Source organism: Sphingomonas hankookensis, assembly GCF_001619955.1.
Lineage (GTDB): Bacteria > Pseudomonadota > Alphaproteobacteria > Sphingomonadales > Sphingomonadaceae > Sphingomonas > Sphingomonas hankookensis_A.
This window is the reverse complement of the sequence record NZ_LQQO01000001.1, coordinates 527,936-546,176: the sequence shown is the minus strand read 5'-3', so window position 1 is coordinate 546,176 and position 18,241 is coordinate 527,936. Positions and strand designations below refer to the sequence as shown.

At 66.1% G+C, this 18,241-nt stretch carries 16 protein-coding genes and 1 pseudogene; 7 read left to right on the top strand and 10 right to left on the bottom strand.

Going from position 1 to position 18,241, the window contains the following annotated elements:
• Window positions 1-98: 98 nt before the first annotated feature.
• A complete protein-coding gene (gene mazG / locus AVT10_RS02620) occupies window positions 99-842 on the top strand; it encodes a nucleoside triphosphate pyrophosphohydrolase (RefSeq protein WP_269746888.1) in 744 nt (247 codons plus the stop codon).
• A 251-nt stretch (window positions 843-1,093) separates the two neighbouring features.
• Here mazG and hflX read toward each other — a convergent pair whose 3' ends face one another.
• The 7 genes and pseudogenes from hflX to dusB all read right to left on the bottom strand — a co-directional run bounded on the left by hflX (window position 1,094) and on the right by dusB (window position 10,208).
• Window positions 1,094-2,380 (bottom strand): GTPase HflX, encoded by a 1,287-nt coding sequence (hflX, locus tag AVT10_RS02615; protein ID WP_066687916.1) that lies wholly within the window; start codon window positions 2,378-2,380, stop codon window positions 1,094-1,096.
• A pseudogene (gene hfq, locus AVT10_RS02610) lies at window positions 2,377-2,883 on the bottom strand (RNA chaperone Hfq); the annotation flags it as partial. The gene hflX and the pseudogene hfq, both read right to left, overlap by 4 nt.
• A 117-nt stretch (window positions 2,884-3,000) precedes the next feature.
• On the bottom strand, window positions 3,001-4,383 hold the full coding sequence (ntrX, locus tag AVT10_RS02605) for a nitrogen assimilation response regulator NtrX (protein ID WP_066687913.1): 1,383 nt from the start codon (window positions 4,381-4,383) through the stop codon (window positions 3,001-3,003).
• Window positions 4,380-6,647 (bottom strand): sensor histidine kinase, encoded by a 2,268-nt coding sequence (locus AVT10_RS02600; protein WP_066687911.1) that lies wholly within the window; start codon window positions 6,645-6,647, stop codon window positions 4,380-4,382. The genes ntrX and AVT10_RS02600 overlap by 4 nt, the downstream gene beginning before the upstream one ends.
• 68 nt (window positions 6,648-6,715) lie before the next feature.
• The gene (gene ntrC / locus AVT10_RS02595; RefSeq protein ID WP_066687909.1) at window positions 6,716-8,170 is read right to left on the bottom strand and encodes a nitrogen regulation protein NR(I); all 1,455 of its coding nucleotides are present in this window, start codon (window positions 8,168-8,170) and stop codon (window positions 6,716-6,718) included.
• The gene (locus tag AVT10_RS02590) at window positions 8,167-9,237 is read right to left on the bottom strand and encodes a two-component system sensor histidine kinase NtrB (RefSeq protein ID WP_420038487.1); all 1,071 of its coding nucleotides are present in this window, start codon (window positions 9,235-9,237) and stop codon (window positions 8,167-8,169) included. Before AVT10_RS02590 ends, ntrC begins: the two co-directional genes overlap by 4 nt.
• Window positions 9,213-10,208 carry a tRNA dihydrouridine synthase DusB gene (dusB, locus tag AVT10_RS02585; RefSeq protein ID WP_066687907.1) on the bottom strand — a complete coding sequence of 332 codons (996 nt, stop codon included), beginning with the start codon at window positions 10,206-10,208 and terminating at the stop codon, window positions 9,213-9,215. Before dusB ends, AVT10_RS02590 begins: the two co-directional genes overlap by 25 nt.
• A gap of 91 nt (window positions 10,209-10,299) precedes the next feature.
• On the opposite strand from dusB, the gene AVT10_RS02580 reads away from it, so the two are divergent.
• From AVT10_RS02580 to AVT10_RS02570, 3 genes are read left to right on the top strand one after another with little or no spacing between them, the layout of a single operon-like run.
• Window positions 10,300-11,442 carry a bifunctional 2-C-methyl-D-erythritol 4-phosphate cytidylyltransferase/2-C-methyl-D-erythritol 2,4-cyclodiphosphate synthase gene (locus tag AVT10_RS02580; RefSeq protein WP_066687905.1) on the top strand — a complete coding sequence of 381 codons (1,143 nt, stop codon included), beginning with the start codon at window positions 10,300-10,302 and terminating at the stop codon, window positions 11,440-11,442.
• Complete coding sequence (locus AVT10_RS02575) at window positions 11,439-11,954, top strand: hypothetical protein (RefSeq protein WP_066687903.1); 516 nt, start codon at window positions 11,439-11,441, stop codon at window positions 11,952-11,954. Before AVT10_RS02580 ends, AVT10_RS02575 begins: the two co-directional genes overlap by 4 nt.
• A gap of 4 nt (window positions 11,955-11,958) precedes the next feature.
• Window positions 11,959-12,498: a CinA family protein gene (locus tag AVT10_RS02570; RefSeq protein ID WP_066687901.1), complete on the top strand. Its 540-nt coding sequence runs from the start codon at window positions 11,959-11,961 to the stop codon at window positions 12,496-12,498.
• Here the strand turns inward: AVT10_RS02570 and AVT10_RS02565 are convergent.
• Window positions 12,420-12,920 carry a type II toxin-antitoxin system RatA family toxin gene (locus tag AVT10_RS02565; protein WP_066687893.1) on the bottom strand — a complete coding sequence of 167 codons (501 nt, stop codon included), beginning with the start codon at window positions 12,918-12,920 and terminating at the stop codon, window positions 12,420-12,422. The genes AVT10_RS02570 and AVT10_RS02565 overlap by 79 nt on opposite strands.
• Entirely contained in the window at window positions 12,920-13,846 is a 927-nt protein-coding gene (lipA, locus tag AVT10_RS02560) for a lipoyl synthase (RefSeq protein WP_066687890.1), read from the bottom strand. The genes AVT10_RS02565 and lipA overlap by 1 nt, the downstream gene beginning before the upstream one ends.
• A 106-nt stretch (window positions 13,847-13,952) precedes the next feature.
• Here lipA and AVT10_RS02555 point away from each other — a divergent pair, with 106 nt between their 5' ends.
• Window positions 13,953-14,579 carry a carbonic anhydrase gene (locus AVT10_RS02555; protein WP_126012803.1) on the top strand — a complete coding sequence of 209 codons (627 nt, stop codon included), beginning with the start codon at window positions 13,953-13,955 and terminating at the stop codon, window positions 14,577-14,579.
• A 144-nt stretch (window positions 14,580-14,723) separates the two neighbouring features.
• Here the strand turns inward: AVT10_RS02555 and aspS are convergent, their stop codons facing one another.
• Window positions 14,724-16,517 (bottom strand): aspartate--tRNA ligase, encoded by a 1,794-nt coding sequence (gene aspS / locus AVT10_RS02550; protein ID WP_066687878.1) that lies wholly within the window; start codon window positions 16,515-16,517, stop codon window positions 14,724-14,726.
• Between the two features lie 190 nt (window positions 16,518-16,707).
• Between aspS and rnd the strand changes: the two genes are divergently transcribed.
• Both rnd and AVT10_RS02540 read left to right on the top strand, forming a co-directional pair.
• Complete coding sequence (rnd, locus tag AVT10_RS02545; RefSeq protein ID WP_066687875.1) at window positions 16,708-17,883, top strand: ribonuclease D; 1,176 nt, start codon at window positions 16,708-16,710, stop codon at window positions 17,881-17,883.
• Window positions 17,880-18,185, top strand: a complete 306-nt coding sequence (locus tag AVT10_RS02540; RefSeq protein WP_066687872.1) for an I78 family peptidase inhibitor — start codon at window positions 17,880-17,882, stop codon at window positions 18,183-18,185. Before rnd ends, AVT10_RS02540 begins: the two co-directional genes overlap by 4 nt.
• The last annotated feature ends 56 nt before the right edge of the window (window positions 18,186-18,241 follow it).

Here is an 18,241-nt window from a genome sequence, read left to right as displayed (position 1 = left end):
CCGGGCAACATGCTGTTGCGGAAGTTTGCACAGAGGTTGGACAGACCGATCCGGCGGCCGCGGGGGATGGTGGCGACTTGGTCGCTCCGCCGCGGGATATCGTTGGTCGCATCGTCGGAATCATGGCGCGGCTGCGTGATCCGGAGCGCGGATGCGAATGGGATCGGGTCCAGACGTTCGAAACCATCGCGCCGTACACCATCGAGGAGGCTTATGAGGTGGCCGACGCCATCGCGCGCGGCGACATGACCGATCTGAAGGACGAACTGGGCGACCTGTTGCTGCAAGTGGTGTTCCACAGCCGGATCGCGGAAGAAGCCGGGCTGTTCGATCTCGGCGACGTGGTCGATGCGATCAGCGACAAGATGGAGCGGCGGCACCCGCATATCTTCGGGGACGCCGAAGTTGGCGGTCACCATCTGTGGGAGCAGGTCAAGGCGGCGGAGCGTCGGGAGAAGACCGGACAGGGCGGCGCGTTGGCCGGCGTCGCGCTGGGCCTGCCGGCATTGGCGCGAGCGGAAAAGTTGCAGAAGCGGGCGGCGCGGGTCGGGTTCGATTGGCCCGATGCGGCGGGGCCGCGAGCCAAGATCGACGAGGAACTGGCGGAGGTGGAGGCGGCGAGTGATGCCGACCGGATGGAGGAGGTCGGCGACCTGCTGTTCTCCGTCGTCAACTGGGCGCGGCATCTGGGTATCGATCCGGAAGCGGCGTTGCGTGCTGCCAACGCGAAGTTCGAACGACGGTTCGCGGCGATGGAAGCCGAGGATGCAAACTTCGGCGACCGAACGCTGGCGGAATTGGAAGAAGCGTGGGTCCGGGCGAAGATCAGCCCCCTTCCCTGACGAAATTTCCAGCGATTTCAGGAAATTCGGCCGTAGAGTCGCTGATGCGGCGCCCGATAGCTAGCATCGGGCACGCGCCTGTCGAGTCCTGAAGGGCGTTTTTCGGACTCTGGCGGACTCCTGCCCTTTTCGTCGGATGAATCCGGGCGTTTAGAGGCCCCTTCCCCATCCAGCGTAACCTTTGTCGCCGATGGAGAAGAAACGTTTCCCCGGGGGATAAGTCCCCGGGAACCAGAATATGGAGCGCGGCCCTATCGGGTGAGAAACCGATCATAATCGGCCGGCGCCATTCGCACATCGTAGAATGCACGGTCGTCGTCGACCCAATGATCGGTCACTTCACCATGGGCATGGAGCCATGCGGCACTGGCACCGTCTTCGGGTGCCAGCGCGATGCGGTAACGGCGATGCCCTTCGGTCAGCCGGTCGCCGACGGTGCGGATCAGGCGATCCACGCCCTCCCCGGTCAGCGCGGACAAGGCGACGATATCCTCGCGATGCGCCGCCTCCCCCAGCATCTCGGTGCGGTCGTCCTCGCTCAACAGGTCGAGCTTGTTCCACGCCTCGATCCGCGGGGTCGTGTCGTCGACCCCGATCTCGCGCAGCACCGCCTCCACATCCGACGCTTGCGCCGCCGTGTCGGGATGCGCAACGTCGCGGACGTGAATCAGCAGGTCGGCCGACACCACCTCTTCGAGCGTGGCCTTGAACGCCGCAACGAGCTGAGTCGGCAGGTCGGAAACGAAACCCACCGTGTCCGACAGGATCGCCTTGTCGATGCCAGGCAGCGAAACCTGCCGCAGCGTCGGGTCGAGCGTTGCGAAGAGCAGGTTTTCCGCCATCACGTCCGCCCCGGTCAGGCGGTTGAACAATGTCGATTTGCCGGCATTGGTGTAGCCGACCAGCGCGACGACCGGCCACGGGGCACGCTGCCGCCGGTCCCGGTGCAGCGTCCGGGTGCGCGAAACCGCATCCAGTTCGCGCCGCAGCCGCGCCATCCGGTCGCGGATCAGGCGGCGATCCGCCTCGATCTGGGTTTCACCGGGACCGCCGAGAAAACCGAAACCGCCGCGTTGCCGCTCAAGGTGGGTCCAGCTACGGACCAGGCGACCGGCCTGATAGTCGAGGTGGGCGAGTTCGACCTGCAACCGCCCCTCGGCCGTGCGCGCGCGTTCGCCGAAGATTTCGAGGATCAGCCCGGTCCGATCGATGACCTTGCAACCCAGCGCGGTTTCGAGGTTGCGCTGTTGCACCGGCGTCAGCGCCGCGTCGAAGACCGCGAGTTGCAGATCCTCGTCGCGTACCATCTGCGCCAGTTGATCGACCTGTCCGCTGCCGATCAGCGTGCCGGGCTTGGGGGCGCGGACGCGGAAGGGCACGCGGTGTCGGACGTCGACCCCGATAGCGAGGGCTAGGCCGGCGGTTTCCTCCAACCGGGCATCGGCATCGCGCGCCGACCCGCCCATGTCGGGCAGGACGACGATCGCCGAAGCGCCGCGGGTGAACTCCTGTGCGTCGCGGTCGAAACCGGTGCTCAAGCCTCGTCCGCTCCCGATGCCTGTTCCTCGGCAAGGTTCAGCGGATTGGCCGGCTGAATGGTCGATACGGCATGCTTATACACCAGCTGCGACATGCCTTCGCGCTGGAGCAGCATGCAGAACAGGTCGAACGCCGCGATCTGGCCCTGCAACATCACGCCGTTGACCAGGAACATGGTGACGTTTTCCTGCGCCTTGCGCACGGCGTTGAGGAAGATTTCCTGCAGCGGTGCGTGCTTCGACGTATTCTCCGCCGCGGCCTCGATCACCGACGACAGGTCGGTCGGGCCGGCGGGCATGATCGTCGAGATGGCGTGCTTGTAAATCAGCTGCGACTGTCCGTCGCGGCGCAGCAACACCGAAAAATTGTCGAACCACGTCACGATCCCCTGGAGCTTCACGCCCTTGACGAGGAACATCGTGACCGGCGTCTTCGACCGGCGTAGCGAGTTGAGAAACAGGTCCTGAAGCGACCCTTGCCGTTCGGCCATGACTTGCCCTTGTTCTTGGCGGGAATTTCCCGCTGAGTGTCTTTAACCGTCACCCGGTTGCCGCACCCCTGTGGCGCGGAGCCAGTAATTTAGGCCCTACCCCGCGCCGCCGCAATGGTTCGAACGGCGCTATTCGTCGCCGCGCGTTTCGGTAATGCCGAGCAGCTTCAATTTGCGGTGCAGCGCAGAGCGTTCCATGCCGATGAAGGTCGCGGTGCGCGAAATATTGCCCGAAAAGCGGCGGATCTGAACCCGCAGATATTCGCGTTCGAACGACTCCCGTGCCTCGCGCAGCGGCGATCCCATGATCGCACTGGCGGTGGCGCCCCCCGCCCCGTCGCCTGCCGAGCCGAGCACTTCGGGCGGCAACAGATCGATATCGATCCGCGCGATACGGTTGCCCGGTGCCAGAATGACGGTGCGTTCGACGACGTTGCGCAGCTGGCGGACATTGCCCGGCCATTCATAGCTTTGCAGCGCGATCATTGCGTCGGGCGCGACCTCCGGCGTCTGGACCCGGCGTTCGTTGGCGTAATGCGCGACGAAATGTTCGACCAGCGGGGGGATATCCTCACGCCGTTCGGCCAGCGAGGGGATTTGCACCGGCACCACGTTGAGGCGGTAATAGAGATCCTCGCGAAAATTGCCGTCGATGATCTCCTGCTGAAGATCGCGCGCGGTCGCCGAGACGACGCGGACATCGACCTTCACGACCCGCGTGCCGCCGACGCGGGTAAAGCTCTGGTCGGTCAGCACCCGCAGGATACGCGCCTGGGTCGCGATCGGCATGTCGGCGATTTCGTCGAGGAACAGCGTCCCGCCATGCGCCTGTTCGAGCAGGCCGGGCCGGACGAGATTGCCGCCCTCCTCTACGCCGAACAGTTCTTCGTCGACACGTTCGGGCGTCATGCGCGCCGCGCTGACGATGACGAATGGCGCCTGTGCCCGCTGGCTCCATCCATGGAGCAGCCGGGCGGCGACTTCCTTGCCGACCCCTGCCCCGCCGGTGATGAGCACGCGGCTACCGGTGCCGGCGACGCGCTTCAGCGTTGCGCGGACGCTGTTGATCGCGGTCGAGCTGCCGGTCAGGTCGTCCTCGCGGCCGGCCGAGGCACGCAGCGACGCGACCTCCTGCCGCAGGCGCTCGGTTTCGGTCGCACGCTGGACGAGGAAGAGCAGCCGTTCTGCCTCGAACGGCTTTTCGATGAAGTCGACGGCGCCGCGCCGGATCGCGGCGACGGCGGTATCGATATTGCCATGGCCGGAAATGACCAGCACCGGCAACGACGGATCGCGCGCCTTCAACTCGTCGAGCAACTCAAGCCCGTCGAGGCGCGAACCCTGCAGCCACACGTCGAGCAGCACCAGCGATGGACGCCGCTGGGCCACCGCTTCGAGTGCGGCATCGCTGTCAGCCGCGCCGCGCGTCTCATAGCCTTCGTCCTCCAGAACGCCGGCGACGAGTTCACGGATGTCGGTTTCGTCGTCGACGACGAGAATGTCGAGCTTCATGCGGGCGTTCCGGTCCGGGTAAGCATGGGGTGGCGCGTTGTAACCTCCTGTGAATCGTCATCTTCCGCTGTCCCGGTCCCGGCCAGCGCGGCCAGGATCGCGGGATCGAAGATGATCGATACGATCGTCCCTCCACCGGGACGGTCGGCGAACGATATGGTTCCGAAATGTTCTTCGACGATCTTGCGAACGATGGCGAGGCCGAGGCCGGTGCCGCCCTTGCGCGTGGTCATATAGGGTTCGGCGATGCGATCGCGCTCGATCGGCAGGCCGATGCCGTTGTCGCTGGTATCGATGTGCATCCGCCCCTGCGCATCGTAACGGACGTCCATTTCGATCCGGCCGCGGGGGGCGCCTTCGGGACGGGCGGCGACGGCTTCGGTCGCGTTCTTGACGATGTTGGTGAGTGCCTGTCCCAGCTGGCGACGGTCGCAGACGAGCGGCGCGGCGCCGGCGGATTCGAGCGCGAAATCGATGTCGGGATGCGCAACCTCGTGCAGGAACAGGCTCTGCCGGGCGAGCTCGGCGATCGATTCGTGGCGGAATACGGGCTTCGGCATCCGCGCGAAGGACGAGAATTCGTCGACCATGCGGCGCAGGTCACCGACCTGTCGGACGATCGTCTCGGTCAGGCGGGCGAAGGTGCCATCGTCTTCGGTCAGCTTGGTGCCATAGCGGCGCTGGAGCCGTTCGGCGGCGAGCTGAATCGGGGTCAGCGGGTTCTTGATCTCATGCGCGATGCGACGGGCAACGTCGGACCAGGCGGCGCGGCGCTGGTCGAGCAGCTGCTGGGTGATGTCGTCGAAGGTCAGGATGTGTTGGCCATCGTCGCGAGTGATGCGGACGGCGAGCGTCTTGGCCTCGCCACCCGACGCCAGCTGGATGATCGCGTCCTGCGTCTCGCCGCCCAGCAGCGCGTCGAGTTCGGGGGCGACATCGCCCAGCGGACGGCCGACCAGCGGGGTGTTGCCGGTCTTGAGCAGCGCGGTGGCCGAGCTGTTGACGAGCTTGATCGTACGGTCGGGGCCGACCGAGACGACGCCGGCGCTGACGCCCGACATGACCGCCTCGATCAGGGCGCGGCGGCTGTCGATCTGGGCGTTGGCGGCGACGAGTTCGCCGGTCTGTTCCTGCAACCGTTCGGTCATGCTGTTGAAGGCGCTGGCCAGCGTGCCGATCTCGTCCTTCTGTCGTGTGCCGTTTGGCTCAGGCACGCGCGCCGACAGGTCGCCCCCGGCCACGCGGCGGGCGGCGCCGACCAGCGCGCCGACCGGGCGGACGAGGCGGTCGGCGACGGCTAGCGCCACGAAGACGGCGAGGCCGACGATGATGAGCGAGACGACGAACAGTGCGATGTTCAGGCGGAGCTGGACGCTGCGGGAGCGGGCAAGTAGCGCGTCGTAATCGGACAGGATCGCACGGGTGCGGCTGAGACGTTCGGTATAAGTCGCGAGGTCGATGTCGCGTGCGGAATAGACATAATAAGGCGTGTCCATCACCCGCGTTACCGACTGCACCTGCCGGTTGCGGACGCTGACATAGCTGGGCTTGCCGGCGCGCAGGGCAGCGATCGACTTCGGATCGATGCTCCAGCGCAACGGGCCTTCGTAGATCGAGGCAGACGCCAGCGAACGCGGGCGGCCGTCGGGCGGAATCTCGAATACCACCGAATCGCTCAGCGAGCGGAACACGATGCTGTTCTGGTACAGCAGGCGGAATTCGTCGCTGTCGATCGAGTAGCGATTATTCAGCAGCATGCGACGAATGTCGGAGGCGACCGCGACGTTCTGACCGTCAACCGCATCGAGAAATTCATTGTAGGACGACTGCGCCAGTACCTGGGCATTCTCGAAAATGCCGCGCGCACGTGGCGAGGACCAGAATTCGACGCCATATTGGAACAGGAACGACGCGACGATGGTGACCAGCAGCATCGGTACGCTGGCGAGGATCGAGAACAGCGCGACAAGCCGGACGTGAAGCGTCCCCGTACCGCCAATCTGCGACCGGGCGGCGCGGCGCATCGCGATCCGCCGGCCGACCAGCACCAGCAGCGCCATGGCGGGGATCAGGTTCGCGATCAGCACCAGCGCCATCAGCGACGGCGTCGGCAACTGGCCCCGCGTGCTCTGCGATCCGTCGAACAGCAGATAGCTGCCGACACCGACGGCGATCACCGCCCCCAATACGGCGACCTCGATCGCCGGGAACCACTGCGCCGGGATCGATGTGGCGCGCTTCGGTTCCGTTAACGCTGCAACCATAGTTGCCGTTTTACAACATTCCCGGCTCAAAGCACGTCAAATCGCACCTCGGCCGTATCGCAAAGCGATTAGCGTTCCTTCTCCGCATGATAGGCGCGGACCGCCGGGTCGATCCCCAACTCGTCGAGCCGCTTGCGCAGCGTGTTGCGATTGAGACCCATCGCCTTTGCGGCACGCAACTGGTTGTTACCGTGGCGATCGAGCATCGCTTCGATCAACGGGCGTTCGACATCGGAGATCAGACGGTCGTAGAGCGTGCCATCCTCCATCGCCACCGGCTCCTCGCGGGCGACGCGGCGCAGCCAAGCGCGGACGGCGTCACCCAGATCGGCATCGGGCTGCGCCGTCGTTCGTCCGGCGGTATCGCCCAGCGCGCCGCGCAAATCGCCTGCCTCGATCGCCGCATCACGGCCCAGCACCGCGACGCGGCGCATCAGGTTTTCGAGCTCGCGGACATTGCCCGGCCAGTCATGCGCCTCCAGCAATTCCTGCGCATCGGGTGTCAGCGTCTTGCGCGGCAATCCATCGCGTGCCGCCTGGTCGAGGAAATGCCGCGCCAGCAACGCCACGTCCTGCCGCCGTTCGCGCAACGGCGGAAGCGCGATCGGCACGACGTTCAGTCGGTAGAACAGATCTTCGCGAAACTGACCCGACTGGACCTGCGCCGCTAGCGTTTTATTGGTCGCCGCGACGATGCGGACATCGGCGCGGATGACCCGCGCGCCGCCGACGCTGGTGAACTCCCCCGATTGCAGGACGCGCAGCAGCCGGGTCTGCGCCTCCATCGGCATGTCGCCGATCTCGTCGAGGAACAGCGTCCCACCCGCCGCCTGTTCGAACTTGCCCGCCGAGCGTTGCGCCGCGCCGGTAAAGGCACCGCGTTCATGGCCGAACAGCTCGGCCTCGATCAATTCGCGCGGGATCGCCGCCATGTTGAGCGCGATGAACGGCGCGCGGCGGCGGCGGCCGAGGTCGTGGATCGCCCGCGCGACCAGTTCCTTGCCCGTGCCCGATTCGCCGGTGACCAGCACGGTCAGGTCCGTCGCGACGACGCGCGCGATCACGCGGTACACGTCCTGCATCGCCGGGGAGCGCCCGATCAGCGGCAAGGATGAATCGATCGCGTCGACCGGCTGTTCCTCTGCGCCGCGCGATCGCCGGGCGAGCGCACCGCGCACCGCCAGCGCCAGCGTGTCGAGATCGAACGGCTTGGGCAGATAGTCGAACGCCCCCGCCTCCGTCGCTCGGACGGCGGTGGTCAGCGTGTTGCGGGCCGACAGGACGATGATCGGCAGGTCGGGAAATTCGGCATTCAGCTTTGCCGCCATTTCCAGCCCGTCGCCATCGGGCAGGACCACATCGGTGACGAGCACGTCGGGCAACCCGGCGCGCAGCTCCGCACGGAGCTGTCCCAGCGTACCCACGGTCTGCACCGCATGCCCCTCCCGCCGAAGCGCCTGCGCGACAACGGTCCGGATCGCCGCGTCGTCATCGACCAGCAGGATGCGCGACGTGTCGGTCATGCGCGCGGCAGGTGGATGCGGAACACGGTCATCGGCGGATATCCTTCACGGGCATAGCGGACGAAGCCATTCATCTCCCCGACCAGCTTTTCAACCATCGGCAGGCCGAAGCCCCTCCCCTCGCGCTTCCCCGAAACGAAGGGTTCGAAGAGGTGGCCGGCGATATCGGCGGGCGCGCCGGGACCGTTGTCGGTAATGGTCAGCTCGATAGGCACCGCTCGACGCTGTCCCCCGCCAATGCTGTGCGACATGCCGTGGCGATAGGCGGTGCCGAGAATGATCCGGGGGCGTTCGATCTCGTCCAGCGCCTCAGCCGCATTCTTGAGCAGATTGACGAGAACCTGCACGAACGCATCGCGGTCGATCCGCACCGGGGGAAGCGAGGGGTCGAAGCGTTCCTCGATCACGATCCCGCGCGCAAAACCGGCCGAGGCCAGCTGTACCGCATGGGCGAGGACCGGGTAGATGTTCTGCGCCTGCAACGCGCGCGGGCGATCGTCGGTAAAGTCCTGCATCCGGTCGATCAGCGCGGCGATGCGGTCGACCTCCGCGATGATGAGGTCGGTCAGGACACTGCGATCGTCGACCTCGCCCGACAGCAGCTGCGCCGCGCCGCGAATGCCCGACAGCGGGTTCTTGATCTCATGGCCTAGCATCGCGGCGGCGCCGATCGCGGCGCGGGCGCCGGCAGCCTGCGAACCGCTATGCCCGTCGCGCACGCCGTACAGCATGATGACCCGCCATGCCGATCCGTGCGCGGCGGGCGTATCGTGAAAATCGACGCGAAGCCGTCCCCCGCGCCGCAGCTGCAATTCGCAGTCGTAGCTGGCAAAGGCGCGCCCGTCGCGCTGTTCGGCATAGCCTGGCGGCAGCGACAATATCTGTTCGAGCGACAGGCCACGCATCGCCCGGTCGGACTGGTTGAGTAACAGCTCCGCCGCGCCATTGGCATGGGCGATACACCCCGCCTCGTCCAGCACCAGCGCCGCCACCGGAAGTCCGGCAAACAGCTCCGTAAAGGACGGCATGGCGCCGGTTGCGATCACGCCGCCGCGCGCGTGCACCACGGCGCGTAGAAATCGGCGAGCATGCCGAGCACGGTGCGCGAATCGGGCTGCTGGTTCACCTTGTTGCGGAACTCGGCCGAGCCGTGCAGCCCCTTGGTGTACCAACCGATATGCTTGCGCATCATGTTGACGCCGGTTTCCTCGCCATAATGGTCCAGCATCATGTGATAATGTTCGACGATCAGGCGATATTGTTCCTCGACCGAGGGATCGGCCGGGCCATGGCCGCCCAACAGCGCCGCCATCACCTGCGCCAGCAGCCAGGGACGACCATAGGCGCCGCGGCCGATCATCACGCCATCGGCACCCGACTGGTCGAGCGCGGTGCGCGCGTCGTCGACCGAGCAGATATCGCCATTGACGATCACCGGCACCTTTACCGCATCCTTCACCCGGCGGACGAACGCCCAGTCGGCATGGTCGCGATACATCTGATTGCGGGTGCGGCCGTGCACGGTGACCATCTGCGCGCCCAGATCCTCGGCGATATGCGCCAGTTCGGGGGCGTTGAGGCTCGAATGATCCCAGCCCATCCGCATCTTGACGGTGACCGGCACCTTCACCGCCTTTACCACCGCCGCGATCAGGTCGGCGGCGAGCGGCAGGTCGCGCATCAGCGCCGAACCGGCATCGCCGTTCGTCACCTTGCGGACCGGGCAGCCCATGTTGATGTCGATGATCGCCGCACCCTTGTCCTCGGCGAGCTTGGCGGCCTCGCCCATCTCGACCGGGGTGCAACCGACCAGCTGCATCGACACCGGTTCCTCGGCCGGGTCCCACATCGCCTTCTGAATCGACTGGCGCGTTTCGCGGATCGCCGCCTGGCTGGCGATCATCTCCGTGACATTCAGCCCCGACCCGTGCCGCCGCACCATCTTGCGGAACGGCAAGTCGGTGACACCGGTCATCGGCGCGAGGATCACCGGCGTGTCGATGACGACGTCGCCGATACGGATGGGAGCTAGGGTCATGGATTGTGCCTGAAAATTGGGCAGCCCTTACCGTATCCGCCCGCCAAGGGCAAGGCTGGCGGGCCGCCACCGCTTGCGCTAGGCGGGCGCCATGCAGACCGGACCCACAGTCGCCCTGATCGTTGCCGCCGGAACCGGCATCCGGTCGGGCAGCAGCCTGCCCAAGCAATATGCCCCGATCGCCGGGCGGGCGATGATCGCGCACGCCCATGCGGCGCTGGACGGCCATCCCGGCATCGACCACGTGCTGGTCGTGATCGGCGAGGGACAGGAGGCCTTGCTCCGCGCCGCAATCGGCGAGGTCGCGTTCGTGACCGGCGGTGCCACGCGGCGTGAGAGCGTCGCCGCCGGGTTGGCCGCGATCGGGGATGCCGCGCGCGTGCTGATCCACGACGCGGCACGGCCGTTCGTGCCCGCCATCGTCATCAACCGGTTGCTGGCAGCATTGGACCATACACCCGGCGCGGTGCCGGTGCTGCCGGTGGCCGATACGCTGGCGCTGGCTGGTGAGGCGCTGGGCGACGTGGTGCCCCGCGACCGGTTGGTTCGGGTGCAGACACCACAAGCCTTTGCGGTGTCCGCCATCCGCAACGCCCATGCGGCGTGGGACGTTACCGCCGAGGCGACCGATGACGCGCAGATGCTGCGCGCGATCGGGCTGGACGTGGCGATGGTCGAAGGGGACATCATGCTCGAAAAGATCACCTATCCGGCCGACTTCGCCGCCGCCGAAGCCCGTGCGCTGCCCGCGCTCGTGTCGCGCAGCGCGACCGGTTATGACGTCCACCGGCTGGAGGCGGGCGAGGAATTGTGGCTGGGCGGCGTGCTCATCCCGCACGATCGCGGGCTATCGGGGCATAGCGATGCCGATGTCGTGCTGCATGCGATCACCGATGCGCTGCTCGGCACGATCGGCGCGGGCGATATCGGCACGCACTTCCCGCCGAGCGACCCGCAATGGCGCGGCGCGGAATCGGGTCAGTTCCTGCAACACGCCGCATCGCTGGTGCGGGTAGAGGGCGGGGTCATCGATTTCGTCGACCTGACGCTGATCTGCGAGGCGCCGAAGATCGGCCCGCACCGTGGCGCGATGCGCGAACGGATCGCGGCGTTGCTGGATATTCCCGAACGTCAGGTGAGCATCAAGGCGACGACCAGCGAGCGGTTGGGCTTTACCGGCCGGCAGGAAGGGATCGCCGCACAGGCGATCGCGACCATCCGGGTGCCGGCATGAAGCGGCTCGCCGCCCTGCTGGCGCTGACCGCCTGCGCCAACGCTCCGGCGCAGACTGCGCAAAGCTGCGTCACGCCGGCCGAGGCCGAGGCGCTGGTCCTGTTCGTTGCCCCTGAACTGATCCGGCAGGCCGGCACGCGCTGCGCCAGTGCCTTGCCGCCGACCGCGCTGCTGCGGCGCACCGGCGGGCCATTCCTCTCACGCTATGAAGCGGAAACCGATGCGGCATGGCCACAGGCCAAGGCGGCATTGTCCCGGCTGACCGCGCCGCAGGCGATCCAGCTGCTCGATTCGGCGTTCGCCGCGCCGATCGTCGCCTCGCTGATCGCGCCGATGGTCGTCGGCAATATCGATGCGGCCGATTGCCCCCGGATCGAACGGGCGGCGAACCTGGTACAGGCCTTGCCCCCGCGCAACGTCGCCGGGCTGATCGTTCTCTTCGCGCAGGTCGATGCCGACCGCGCCAACCCCCAGATGCGGCTGCCCTTGTGCCGGCAGGCCGCGCGGAATTGATAGCATGGACAGCATTCTACCCCCCGAACTGATCGAAGCCGCGCGTCGCGTGGTCGACGAGAACCGCAACGCCGGCCGCCGCGTCGCACTGGCCGAGAGCTGCACCGGCGGACTAGTCGCGGCGGCGATCACCGAGATCCCCGGCTGCTCCGACGTGTTCGAAGCCGGGTTCGTGACCTATTCGAACGAGGCGAAGATCGAGCTGGTCAAGGTCAGCTCCGACGTGATCGAGACCTTCGGTGCCGTATCCATCGCGACGGCATGGAGCATGGCGCAGGGGGCGCTGGAGGTGACGCAGGCTGACGTCGCGGTCGCGATCACCGGCGTCGCGGGTCCCGGTGGCGGCAGCGAGAAGAAGCCGGTCGGTACCGTCGTGTTCGCGCGCGCGGAAAAGGGCGGCGATCCGGCGAAGGTCGTTGCCGACCTGCGCCAGTTCGGCGACCTGGGGCGTGGGAAAATCCGCCTTCAGGCGGCGTTGTGCGCGCTCGAGCTGCTGCTGCCGCCGGAAGTGGCGCCCGAGGAACCCGTGCCGGAATCGCCGTAAAGCGCGGCGGCGCGATCCTCGAACGCGCCGATCATCTTGCGCAGCGCGCGGTCGAACACCTGTCCCGCCAGCATTTCGAACACGCGGTTCTTGAACTGAAAATCGACGCAGAAGTCGACGAGCGTGCCACCCTGCCCATCCGGCTTGAACCGCCAGTCGTTGTTGAGATATTTGAGCGGCCCGTCGAGATAGTCGACGCGGATATGGTTGGGGCGCTCCTTCTGCACCTTCGACGTGAAGCTCTCCCGCAGGCCCTTGAACCCGACGATCATGTCGGCGACCATTTCGGTTTCGCTATCCGACCGCACCCGGATCGCGCTGACCCAGGGCAGGAACTCGCCATAGCGCGCCACATCGGCGACCAGGTCGAACATCTGCTCCGGCGTGTAGGGCAGGTGGCGGGTTTCGCTATGCTTGGGCATCAGGCGCGAACAACGCCCAGCTTGGCGTCACGGTTCGCCCGCATCCGTTCGAAATCGTCGCCGGCGTGATAGCTCGACCGGGTGAGCGGCGAGGATGCGACCAGCAGAAAGCCCTTGGCACGGGCGATGGCGGCGAAGCCGTCGAACGCCTTGGGCGTGACGAAGTCGATGACCTTGGCGTGCTTGGGCGTCGGTTGCAGATACTGGCCCATGGTCAGGAAATCGATATCGGCCGATCGCATGTCGTCCATCACCTGATGCACCTCAAGCCGCTCTTCGCCGAGGCCGAGCATGATGCCCGACTTGGTGAAGATCGACGGGTCGAGCTTCTTGACGCTCTCCAGCAGGCGCAGCGACGCGTAATAGCGGGCGCCCGGCCGGATCGTCGGGTAGAGGCGCGGCACGGTTTCGAGATTGTGGTTGTAGACGTCCGGGCGCGCCGCGACGATCATCTCGACTGCCGCTTCGTGCTTGTTACGGAAATCGGGGGTCAGGATCTCGATCGTCGTTGTCGGGTTCGCGGCGCGGATCGCCTCGATCACCTTCACGAACTGCCTGGCGCCGCCATCGGGCAGGTCGTCGCGATCGACCGACGTGATGACGATGTGATTGAGGCCCATCGCCGCCGCCGCTTCGGCAACATGCTGTGGCTCCATCGGGTCGACCGCGCGCGGCATGCCGGTCTTCACGTTGCAGAAGGCGCAGGCCCGCGTGCAGGTGTCGCCGAGGATCATGACGGTCGCGTGCTTTTTCGACCAGCATTCGCCGATATTCGGACAGGCCGCTTCCTCGCACACCGTCGTCAGGCTCTTCGACCGCATCAGCGCACGGGTTTCCTGCACGACCTTCCCGGTCGGAGCCTTTACGCGAATCCAGTCGGGCTTGCGGGTCCGCTCGGGGCGGGGCAGCGGCGTCATCTCGTTCATGGCTGCCAGATAGCGACGGACGGGCAAACGAACAACCGCCTGCAACGATCGCGTCGCCTGTGCGTCTAGCGACCGAGGGAAGATTTATACCAAACATGGAGACCCACTGATGCACTTCAGCGACCTCAAAGAGGGCTATTATCGCTTCCGCGGCACCGAATGGCAGCAGGAGCGCGAGCGCTGGAGCGAACTGGCCACCGGGCAGAGCCCGAAGGTGATGGTGATCGCCTGTTCGGACAGCCGCGTCGATCCGGCAACGATCTTCGGCGCACGGCCGGGCGAGATTTTCGTGGTGCGTAACGTCGCCAACCTCGTGCCACCGTTCGAGGACGATGGCGGTCGGCATGGCGTCTCGGCGGCGCTGGAATTTGCGGTGACGAAGCTGGAGGTCGAAGAAGTTCTCGTCCTCGGCCATGGCGCGTGCGGTGGCGTCAACGCTTGCCTCACCCAGTCGCTGGCCAATACCAAACCGGGTGAAGGCGGCTTCGTTGCGCACTGGATCGACCTGCTCGACGATGCGCGCGAGAAGGTCGTCGCGGAACATGGCACCGGGCCGGAAGGGCAGAAGGCTCTGGAGCAGGAGGGCGTGAAGGTCTCGCTTCAGAACCTGATGACCTTCCCGTTCGTCAAGGAACGGGTCGAGGCCGGCAAGCTCAAGCTCCACGGCGCGGTCTTCGCGATCGAGGACGGGCGGCTGCGCGTCCTTGAAGGCGATACGTTCGAGAACGCTTGAGCCCTTCAAATCCTCCCCGCTTCGCGGGGAGGGGGACCATGCACCGCATCGTGGAGGGGGATCGCCGCAACCGCGACGGTGGTGGAACAGGGTAGCCCCCTGCACCAGCCTGCGGCCGGTCCCCCTCCCCGTCCCGGGGAGGATTTACTCCTTCGGACCGTCGACAGTCACGCGGATGTTCAGTTCGCGCAACTGCTTGGGCGTCGCATAATTGGGCGCGCCCATCATCAAATCTTCCGCCTTCTGCGTCATCGGGAAGGTGATGACCTCGCGGATGTTCGGCTCGTCGGCCAGCAGCATGACGATACGGTCGACGCCCGGCGCAGAGCCGCCGTGCGGCGGGGCGCCGAACTTGAAGGCGTTGATCATGCCCGCGAAGTTCGTGTCGACGTCGGCCTGCGAGTAGCCGGCGATCTCGAACGCCTTGTACATGATTTCCGGACGATGGTTCCGGATCGCGCCCGACGACAGCTCCACGCCGTTGCAGACGATGTCGTATTGGTAGGCCAGGATATCGAGCGGGTTCATCGTCTCCAGCGCTTCCATCTCGCCCTGCGGCATCGAGAAGGGGTTGTGGCTGAAATCGACCTTCTTCGCGTCCTCGTCATATTCGAACATCGGGAAGTCGACGATCCAGCAGAATTCGAACCGCTTGTCGTCGATCAGCCCCAGCGTCTCGGCAACGCGGGTGCGGGCAAGGCCGGCGAGCTTGGCCGCCTGCGCTTCCTTGCCGGCGGCGAAGAACACGCCGTCATCGGGGCCGAGGCCGAGCGCCTCGGCGATCCTGGCCATGCCTTCCTCGCCATGGTTCTTGGCGATCGGGCCGCCCCATTCGCCGCCCTTGCGCGTGGCGTAGCCGAGGCCGGCGAACCCTTCGGACTGCGCCCAGGCGTTCATGTCGTCAAAGAACTTGCGGCTCTTGTCAGCGGTGTTCGGCGCCGGCACCGCGCGAACGACGTCGCCCGCCTCGACGATCGAGGCGAAACGGCCGAAGCCCGATCCGACGAACAGGTCCGACACGTCGGTGATGACCAGCGGGTTGCGCAGGTCGGGCTTGTCGTTGCCGTATTTCAGCATCGAATCGCGGTAGGGGATGCGCTTGAACGGCAGCGGGCTGACGGTGCGGCCCTTGCCCTGCCAGTTGGCATATTCCTCGAACACGCCGTGCAGGACGGGTTCGATCGCGGCGAACACGTCCTCCTGCGTCACGAAGCTCATTTCGAAATCGAGCTGGTAGAATTCCCCGGGGCTGCGGTCGGCGCGGGCGTCTTCGTCGCGGAAGCAGGGTGCGATCTGGAAATAGCGGTCGAAGCCGGCGACCATCAGCAGCTGCTTGAACATCTGCGGCGCCTGCGGCAGCGCATAGAACTTGCCCGGATGGACGCGGCTGGGCACCAGATAGTCGCGAGCGCCTTCGGGCGACGAGGCGGTCAGGATGGGCGTCTGGAATTCGGTGAAGCCCTGATCGATCATCCGGCGACGCAGCGACGCGATGACGTTCGAGCGCAGCAGGATGTTCGCGTGCAGCCGCTCGCGACGCAGGTCGAGGAAGCGGTAGCGCAGGCGGATGTCTTCCGGATACTCCGCCTCGCCCGCGACCGGCATCGGCAGTTCCTGCGCCGCCGACTGGAGCGTCGCGGCGCGGGCGTAGATTTCGATCGCGCCGGTGGCGAGGTTCGGATTCCGGGTCGCCTCGCTGCGCAGCTTCACATTGCCGTCGATCGTCAGCACCGATTCGGTGCGCGCCGATTCGAGCAAAGCGAGCGCGGGCGAATCGCTGTCGGCGACGATCTGGGTAATGCCGTAATGATCGCGCAGGTCGATGAAGAGCACGCCGCCATGGTCGCGCTTGCGATGCACCCAGCCCGACAGGCGGACGGTATCGCCGTCGTTCGCGTCCGTGAGCTGGCCGCAGTTATGGGTGCGATAGGCGTGCATCAAACGTAACCTTGCTTGGTCGTCATTCCCGCGCAGGCGGGAATCCATAGCCGCTGACGGTGCGGCTCTCACGCGAACGTTCGCGTGTATGGATCCCCGCCTGCGCGGGGATGACGGTTGAATTGTTGATTGGCCGCTTCCCTCCCCCACCCCCTTTTGTCAAGGCGGGGAACCTTGCTATGCGGGCGTGATGCATATCCATCCGTTGATCGAAGACAGCCAGACCCTCGCTGCCCTCTGCACCCGCCTCGCCCAGTCCGACTTCGTAGCCGTCGACACCGAGTTCATGCGCGAGAACAGCTATTGGCCGGAACTCTGCCTGATCCAGATCGCCAATACCGAGGAAGCCGCCGCGATAGATCCGATGGCGCCGGGGATCGACCTGACGCCGCTGCTCCACCTGCTGACCGATAACGAGGACGTGCTGAAGGTCTTCCACGCCGGCGGGCAGGATATCGAGATCGTCTATAACCTGACCGGCAAGACCCCCTTCCCCCTGTTCGATACGCAGGTGGCGGCGATGGCGCTGGGTCAGGGGGAGCAGGTCGGCTATTCGAACCTGGTCGACGCCTATCTGGGGATTACGGTCGACAAGGGGGCGCGGTTCACCGACTGGTCGCGGCGGCCGCTGGACGACCGGCAGATCGACTATGCGATCGCCGACGTGACCCATTTGTCGGTGATCTTTCCCAAGATGCTGGCCAAGCTGCGCAAGACCGGGCGCGGGCTGTGGCTGGACGAGGAGATGGAGCGGATCGCCGATCCGGCCAATTACTTCAACGATCCCGAACAGGTGTGGCAGCGCATCCGGGTCAACAGCCGCAAGCCCGAAGTGCTGGGGCGGTTGAAGGCACTGGGCAAGTGGCGCGAGCTGGAGGCGCAGGGGAAGAATCTCCCGCGCGGACGGATCGTCAAGGACGAGACGATCGCCGATCTGGCCGGCAATCCGCCGCGCAGGCAGGGCGATCTGGCGAAGGTGCGCGGGCTGTCGGCGGCATGGGCGCACAACGATATCGGCGGACGGATGATGGCGGCGCTGGCCGATGCCGAACCGTTGCCGGCGAGGGAAATGCCGGGCCGCGACGAGCGCAAACCCGCGCTGGGCAAGGAAGGCGCGCTGGTCGCCGACCTGCTGAAACTGCTGCTGAAGATCCGGGCGAACGAGATCAAGGTCGCATCGCGGCTGCTGGCGCGGTCGGACGATCTGGAAGCGCTCGCCGCCGGGCAGCGCGACGGGCTCTCGATCCTGAATGGCTGGCGGTTCGAACAGTTCGGCCGCGACGCGCTGGCGCTGGTCGAGGGTCAGCTTGGGTTCACCGTGCTGGGTGGAAAGCTGAAGATGACCCGAGCGGAGGTAGTGGAATGAAGCCGACCATCCTGATCGTAGCCATGGCGCTGGGCGCCTGTACGACGACGCAGCAGACGGCGGGCGATCCCGCGCCGGCCGCGCCGGAGCTTCCCGGCGGGGCATGCGAGACTACGGCGCTTGCCGCGTTGGTCAGCAAGTCCTTCACCCCGGCACTGGAAGCGGATGCCAGGGCGCGGGCGAAGGCGAGGACCGTGCGGGCGATCCGGCCGGGGATGGCGGTGACGATGGATTTCCGGCCCGATCGGCTGAACATCGCCATCGATGAGAAGAATATGGTGGCTGGATTCCGCTGCGGCTGAGGCGTGGAAGTTTGCGAAGTTGACAGGACGTCGAAACTTTCGCGACAGGATTATCA

Coding starts and splice junctions, on each gene's coding strand:
- ntrX (WP_066687913.1), bottom strand. CDS start 4,383: ATGAAGCTCGACATTCTCGTCGTCGACGACGAAACCGACATCCGTGAA.
- AVT10_RS02600 (WP_066687911.1), bottom strand. CDS start 6,647: ATGGTTGCAGCGTTAACGGAACCGAAGCGCGCCACATCGATCCCGGCG.
- ntrC (WP_066687909.1), bottom strand. CDS start 8,170: ATGACCGACACGTCGCGCATCCTGCTGGTCGATGACGACGCGGCGATC.
- dusB (WP_066687907.1), bottom strand. CDS start 10,208: ATGACCCTAGCTCCCATCCGTATCGGCGACGTCGTCATCGACACGCCG.
- AVT10_RS02580 (WP_066687905.1), top strand. CDS start 10,300: ATGCAGACCGGACCCACAGTCGCCCTGATCGTTGCCGCCGGAACCGGC.
- AVT10_RS02575 (WP_066687903.1), top strand. CDS start 11,439: ATGAAGCGGCTCGCCGCCCTGCTGGCGCTGACCGCCTGCGCCAACGCT.
- AVT10_RS02570 (WP_066687901.1), top strand. CDS start 11,959: ATGGACAGCATTCTACCCCCCGAACTGATCGAAGCCGCGCGTCGCGTG.
- AVT10_RS02565 (WP_066687893.1), bottom strand. CDS start 12,920: ATGCCCAAGCATAGCGAAACCCGCCACCTGCCCTACACGCCGGAGCAG.
- lipA (WP_066687890.1), bottom strand. CDS start 13,846: ATGAACGAGATGACGCCGCTGCCCCGCCCCGAGCGGACCCGCAAGCCC.
- aspS (WP_066687878.1), bottom strand. CDS start 16,517: ATGCACGCCTATCGCACCCATAACTGCGGCCAGCTCACGGACGCGAAC.
- rnd (WP_066687875.1), top strand. CDS start 16,708: ATGCATATCCATCCGTTGATCGAAGACAGCCAGACCCTCGCTGCCCTC.
- AVT10_RS02540 (WP_066687872.1), top strand. CDS start 17,880: ATGAAGCCGACCATCCTGATCGTAGCCATGGCGCTGGGCGCCTGTACG.